The sequence below is a fragment of the Alteromonas nitratireducens genome (assembly GCF_040812025.1).
In the GTDB taxonomy this organism is placed as follows: domain Bacteria; phylum Pseudomonadota; class Gammaproteobacteria; order Enterobacterales; family Alteromonadaceae; genus Alteromonas; species Alteromonas nitratireducens.
Window position 1 is genome coordinate 1 of sequence record NZ_JBFNPK010000033.1, and the last position, 6,051, is coordinate 6,051.

The following is a 6,051-nucleotide window of genomic DNA, read 5'->3' on the forward strand; positions in this document are numbered from 1 at the left end:
ATACAACGAAGAGCGCCCACATGATGCGCTGAATGATCTGACACCATGGGAATATTTAACCAAGCATGAACTGGCCGAAACCTCTAATTATGGGTGTAACTAATTAGGGGAGGTTTACACTTTCACCGGTCATGTCCTGACCCGGCGTCCCATCGGGGAGCTGACGCTTCTGCACGCAGACATTATGCTACGCACTACCCGCAAGGTTTTGCCCCAAAACCTTGCTCGCACAGAATTAACGGCCGTGGGCGCGGCCTTCTAATGCCTTTTGGCGATAGATGGGGGGTATTTAGAAAAACAGTAATTATGCCCTTACTCTTAGTTAGTCGCTGGGGCGGCAAATTTTCAGCGCTTGTCGATATTTATGGACGTATTAGTGATAAACATCTGAATTTGACGACAGATAGAGTTTGTTCGAATTAGACATCTTTTATAATACAAAAAAGCCGCCCGAAGGCGGCAAAGGTCTGTAACACCAGGATGTGCACTAGAGGCGCTATATTCTCAGTTCTCACATCTGTTTACTGTAAGTAATTGTCAGTTTCGCTTAGTAATTAAGCGATAGACTTAACATACCGTTGCTAATGGTGATTAGCGCGAAATAAATACTGCCTAGTAGTAACAGCAATGCACGTAATTTTTTCCATTTTCCGGCTCCGTGTCGCAACTGAGCAAATGTATAGCGACCAGTAAAGAATGTTCCAACTATGCTTGCCAGAGTCAGAAGTTGCGCGATTCTTATGACCAAATCTGAAGCATTAAGCTGAGACATCATTGTGAGTACTAAGCCCCATGACGCTAATGCAAGAATCAGCGTTAATGAGGCGATGCGGGAGTGCGTATAGAAGTTCGGTTTATTGAGCATCAGGCCATGACGCACGCTAATGTACTTTTCCGCGATCAGATTTAACAGTGCACCTAGTGCCGTCAAGGCAGATAGACCGAGTAAGAGCAAATGTAACGTCGAGTTCTGTGATGCAGCTGCTGGCAACCAACTCGCTATCGGGGCTAATGAGCTGGTAGATAACTTTATGACATTATCATTTGCATCGAGTGATACCGATATTTTTTCCTGGCCACCGATTTGTTGCCAAAGATACGGAGATATCTCACGCCAAATCCAGGGCTGGCCGCTGGGCTGAGCAAAGGCGGGTATCAGAAGGTCCCCATTAGGTAATGCTGTAACGCTAAGTTGCTGAAACAAGTTACCAACTTGCAGCAAGGTATCAAAGCTGGTGCGGCTGGAGATGTAATTACCGGCGACCTTAGCAGCACGCATTTCGCTTCCAGCGATAACTTCCGTCTCACTATTAACATCAATACAGTGATCACAAGGGAAATAGCGGTCAATAAAGCGGTTAATAATTGCTGGACGAAGTTTATACGCCGCACCATCTTTTCCAATCCCGCTTATACTGATGAAGATACCTGTTTTAAAATTAGGCAGCAGTTTTAAATCACTATGATGATAAAGCGTATCACCTCCATGCCCTATGATAGTATGTCCATTCCGGTCAGCCCGATAGAAGCCAAGTGCCATCGCATTTAAACCTTGAATATTAATGGCAGCATAGTTATGCATCAGGTTAATGGTGGTTGCTGAGAGCAGCTGAGTATCTTGCCATTTGCCGTCGTTAAGATGAGCAATCATAAACTTGGCCATGTCATTGGCGGATATCGAAAGAGAACCGGCAGGGGTGCCAGCGATAGCCTCAAAAGGTTTAGCTGGTTGACTTGCCAACGCATAGCTGGACACCAGCATTTTTTTTGCTGTGTCATCAAACTGATTTTTGAAGCTGGCACCCTGCATTTTCAGTGGTTTAAAAATGGCGGTATCGACGTAATCTTCAAAGGGTAGGCCTGAAATGCGCTCGACAATATAGCCAGCTAAGGAAACGCCATAGTTGGAATAAGATGGCACAGTACCAGGTTTGAAGCTTTGTGTTGGGGTATACGCTTTTAACCAAAGCTCATTACTGTTTGGGCTAGTTTGCGAAGCGAACAACCCTTTAGCTACCTCCGAGAAGCCTGCAGTGTGCGTCATTAAATGGCGCATAGTAACTGGTTCATCAAACTGCAGTTTTAGGTCGAAGTCTAAGTACTGACGAATGTCGGCATCTAAGGATAACTGACCACGCTCAACCAATTGCATGACGGCGGTCCAGGTAAACAGTTTTGCGATAGAGCCCGGGCGTACTAGATGATAGGCTGTTAAAGGCGTTTTAGTTTCGACATCAGCGTAACCATAGCCTTTGCTAAACACGACCTCATCTTGTTGCACGACGCTAACGGTTACCCCGGCTAAATCCTGCTGCTTTATCTCATGATTAAGCCAGGCGTCAAACCATATCTCTAGTTCATTACCATTAAGCGTTTTGGCAGGACTCTGGGCAAAAGCATGGTTGCTGGTGATTAGCAGAATACAGGTCAGTAGTAACGTACATATAAATTTAAGCATAAGCGCTCCTTGTTAAAAAGCGCTGATTTTATGCTCAATGGCTTTCTGGCGTGGTAAGCCTTGGTAAAGGTAAATACAGCAAAACAATTACAAAAGCTTACGATGTCAGGGCAGGAATATCTTGCTTGTTAAAAAGGGCTTTGGCGTAACATGCGGGATTCAGTTCGCTGACATGAACACTGCTTTGAATAGTGAGCTTAGTATCACAGATAAAGCTCGACAATGTCTCAAGTAGCGCTTGGGCTAAAGAGGCTTTGAGCGCGTCACTTCGCCCTGCCATCAGCTCAAGCTGGATATGAATAAAACCCGCAGACTTATCATTACTCGCAAGATAAAATTGAAGTGGCACAACGCGACTTTTGATATCGGCCTCTTTAAATTCGCTGCTGCAAATCAAAGTGCGGTTTATTGCAGCGAGAAGCTTGTTGAAGGCAATACTAATGTTGTCTGTAACTTCAATTCTAATGTGTGGCATGACTGTTTCTCGACTAAATCAGAACATCGATCGATTTGATGCGGGTAAATCCGTCATACAGGCTTAGTGGCATGCCAGAACTGGCGTTATAGTGGCTGTTAAATGACGGCTCTTTATAGGGGTTAAAGCCAAGTACATGCGTCAGATTTTTCTCAAGCGGTTGGATAAAGTTTTCTCTGCGCTTTTTTAACAGTTCGACGAAGGCAGTATCGTCATTTTTTTCAGAAATTTGCGCATAAACCTGATCATAGCGTGCTTGCAGAGTGCCCACTTCACCGGCAATGCCTGCTTTGGTGTTAAAAGGCTGAGTCGCGTCAAAGTTTTGCATTAGACCCATAAATTGGGCCTCGCTAAAAAGCACCTCAGATAACGAATACAAGTTCGCCTGAAGGGTATCGTAAATTGCATTCGGATCGTCTGCATTAATCGCTTGTTCGATTTGGTTGCTGAGGTAGGCCTTTTCTTCATCTAGTGCTGTGCCTGCAGCATTGGCATTGCCACGCATGGCTAACTTAGTGAAAACTTCATCTATGAAACTCGGCAGTCTTTGTTTTGCGTATTGCTCCAGTTTATCTTGTTGCTCAGTCGTGGTTCCGCTAGTTTGTTGGGGCAACCCAAGTTTGTTCTGGTTGAATTGCGGTGGCTGAAAATTTTCGGCATTACGAAGAAAATCAAGCTGAGCAAAAAAGTCATCCTGATTTCTTAACTGGAACTCAAATGCTACCAATACACCATCGCTATTAGCTGCTTGCTGTTTAAACTCACTGACCTGCTTTTTTAGTGCTGTTTGGTCAGCCAGGTGAATAGTATTATTGGTAGAGATTTGCATGTCGAAGCCCTTGGTTAACGTTGTATGGTGGCTTAACTTAGGATTTTCACGCCACTTTGCCATAGTTTTCCAAGGCTAATGTAAAGTCTTACAGAGTCTTACCAAAAGTAGGGATAAACAAGTGAACTTTCAGGCCTTGTGGTGAGGCATGGCTAAACTGTAACTTTCCATCTAGTTTGAGGACTATGTTTTGCACGATAGATAACCCCAGCCCCAGTCCGCCCTTGGATGTGTGCCGAATAAAAGGCGTGCCCAGTTTACTTAACATGTCATCGCTTACACCCTCGCCGTTATCTTCAACAACTAGCTGCAAGCCTCTTTCGTTGTTTAATGCGCTTACCTTTAGGGTGGTGCGGGTAAATTTTGCCCCGTTTGCTAGCAGGTTCCGGATGCAATATTGATTAAGCTGTGGATTCGAAAATAATGTTTCCGGACCATGCCAATTAAGGCTTATATCTATATCAGGGTGTGATTGTTTAAGTAATGCTATTTGCTGCTCAATGGCGCTCTTTGCGTTGTGATGCTCACCCTGATGTCTGCGCTCTAACTCATCATTAATTTTTACGTAACGGCCAAGTTCTTTGAGCATTTCATTCAGTTCGTCCAGGTCGGCATTAATCTCAGCAACAGACAACTGATTGCTTTCGTCTTTAATCGCTTCCAATGCAAAGTGTACACGCGTCAAAGGGGTGCGAAACTCATGTGCCACAATGCGCAGGAATAATTTTTGATTGTCCAGCAATAGCTTTATGCGGGTGACTAACTGTTCAAAGGCTTGGGCCAGTTCAGCAGTTTCTTTTCGTGTAAAAGGCGCAAACGACACGTTAAACTGCCCTTGAGCAACTTGATTAGCAATATCAGACAGTTTTCTTAAACGCCGGTAAAGCGGGTAAGTTACTAAAAAGACAAAGAGAGCAAGACTAAGCAACCAAACAATTATGGGCAGTAATTGAAGCGGCAGAGAGTTTTCCAAAGTGCCATTAATATGCTGGACTAAAGCGGTATCGTCACTTAATAGTGTGATAATTTTAACTGGTGTTTGGCCTGCAATTGGCACATCGGCAACTACGGTTCGCCCCAGAGTAACTAGCTGCTCTGAGGCATTAGTTGATAAGGCGAGTCCATTTACGGGCTCTAAAGACAGCGGGTAACCGAACTGGGATTGAAGTTTCGATAAGATTTCCGGCCAAAGCTGTGATGGCTGTCCGGCAAATTGCTGCTTTATCAGGTTGCTAACACCTTTAGATGTGGTTAGTACATCATTTGAAATTTCTTTTTCAAGTACACTATTTAGCAAAATGCTAAGCACTAACTGCGCGCCGATAAAGCCAAATATAATTAGTAAGTAGAACTTCCAAAAAAGTTTTGTCATTCTTGCTCGCTGCCCGGCATCACAAACAGATAACCAAATCCTCTGATAGTTTTTATTAACCGGTATGGAGCGATTTCATCGGACAGCTTTTTGCGCAGGGCTGAGACACGCATATCAATAGAGCGATCCAGGCCGTCATAATCAAAGCCTCGTAAACCTTTAATCAGCTGTTCCCGGCTTATCTTTTGGTTTGGATGCTTAATAAAAAAGTCTAGCAAGTCGAACTCTGCGTCGGTGAGAAGTACTTTTTGACCAAGATAAGAAACCTCACGATTGACTTCATTTACTATCAATGATGTATCGTTACCAGAATTTTCAGGTTTTACTCGTCTAAGTAAGGCTTTTATCCGAGCTAAAAGTCTTTGCGGTTGGACAGGCTTAGGTAAGTAATCATCGACACCTGCATCAAACGCTTGAACCTCTTGTAACTCATCATCAATTGCCGTCAACATAAGAATAGGACGATCTTTTATTAACTTTAATTGTGCAGCTAATAAGGTCCCCTCGATATCCGGCAGCATAAGATCTAGTACAACAAGGTCGAAACGACGCATTGAGTAAATTCCCAAGGCCTGCTTACCATCAAACGCAATTTCAACCTCAAAACCTTCCTTTTGTAGAAAGCTAGCAATAAGCATGGCTATGCGTTGATCATCTTCAATTATTAGTAAGCATGGCAGATGCATAGCAGTTTATTCCATCAGTACATTTAATATTATTTTCTCTGGCTGTAGTGGTCAATAAAACCCAGACACCATTTTAGCTAATTCTTCCGCTTTTGCCGGTGGTAGCCCATCGTTAAATTGATGCGGTCTTTCCCAGTTGTAATAATTCATCAGGTAATATCCCACATCTCGTTTTGCTTCATTTGGCGAATGGTAGCCGGTTGATGGCATCCATTCGGATTTCAGACTTCT

5 protein-coding genes and 1 pseudogene are annotated in these 6,051 nt (G+C 43.7%); all 6 read right to left on the reverse strand.

Annotation, left to right across the window (positions count from 1 at the left end; translation table 11 throughout):
- Positions 1-547: 547 nt before the first annotated feature.
- The gene (locus AB1N33_RS16455) at positions 548-2,458 is read right to left on the reverse strand and encodes a serine hydrolase domain-containing protein (protein WP_411272658.1); all 1,911 of its coding nucleotides are present in this window, start codon (positions 2,456-2,458) and stop codon (positions 548-550) included.
- A gap of 97 nt (positions 2,459-2,555) precedes the next feature.
- A complete protein-coding gene (locus AB1N33_RS16460) occupies positions 2,556-2,933 on the reverse strand; it encodes a 5-carboxymethyl-2-hydroxymuconate Delta-isomerase (protein ID WP_411272659.1) in 378 nt (125 codons plus the stop codon).
- A 13-nt stretch (positions 2,934-2,946) separates the two neighbouring features.
- A complete protein-coding gene (locus AB1N33_RS16465) occupies positions 2,947-3,825 on the reverse strand; it encodes a hypothetical protein (RefSeq protein ID WP_411272660.1) in 879 nt (292 codons plus the stop codon).
- A gap of 25 nt (positions 3,826-3,850) precedes the next feature.
- Entirely contained in the window at positions 3,851-5,134 is a 1,284-nt protein-coding gene (locus AB1N33_RS16470; RefSeq protein WP_411272661.1) for an ATP-binding protein, read from the reverse strand.
- Positions 5,131-5,820, reverse strand: coding sequence for a response regulator transcription factor (locus tag AB1N33_RS16475; RefSeq protein WP_411272662.1), 690 nt, complete (start codon positions 5,818-5,820; stop codon positions 5,131-5,133). Before AB1N33_RS16475 ends, AB1N33_RS16470 begins: the two co-directional genes overlap by 4 nt.
- A 51-nt stretch (positions 5,821-5,871) precedes the next feature.
- A pseudogene (locus tag AB1N33_RS16480) lies at positions 5,872-6,051 on the reverse strand (IS3 family transposase); the annotation flags it as partial.

Excerpts from the sequence above, each read along its gene's own strand:
- AB1N33_RS16460 (WP_411272659.1), bottom strand. The coding sequence starts at position 2,933 with ATGCCACACATTAGAATTGAAGTTACAGACAACATTAGTATTGCCTTC.
- AB1N33_RS16475 (WP_411272662.1), bottom strand. The coding sequence starts at position 5,820 with ATGCATCTGCCATGCTTACTAATAATTGAAGATGATCAACGCATAGCC.
- AB1N33_RS16470 (WP_411272661.1), bottom strand. The coding sequence starts at position 5,134 with ATGACAAAACTTTTTTGGAAGTTCTACTTACTAATTATATTTGGCTTT.
- AB1N33_RS16465 (WP_411272660.1), bottom strand. The coding sequence starts at position 3,825 with ATGGCAAAGTGGCGTGAAAATCCTAAGTTAAGCCACCATACAACGTTA.
- AB1N33_RS16455 (WP_411272658.1), bottom strand. The coding sequence starts at position 2,458 with ATGCTTAAATTTATATGTACGTTACTACTGACCTGTATTCTGCTAATC.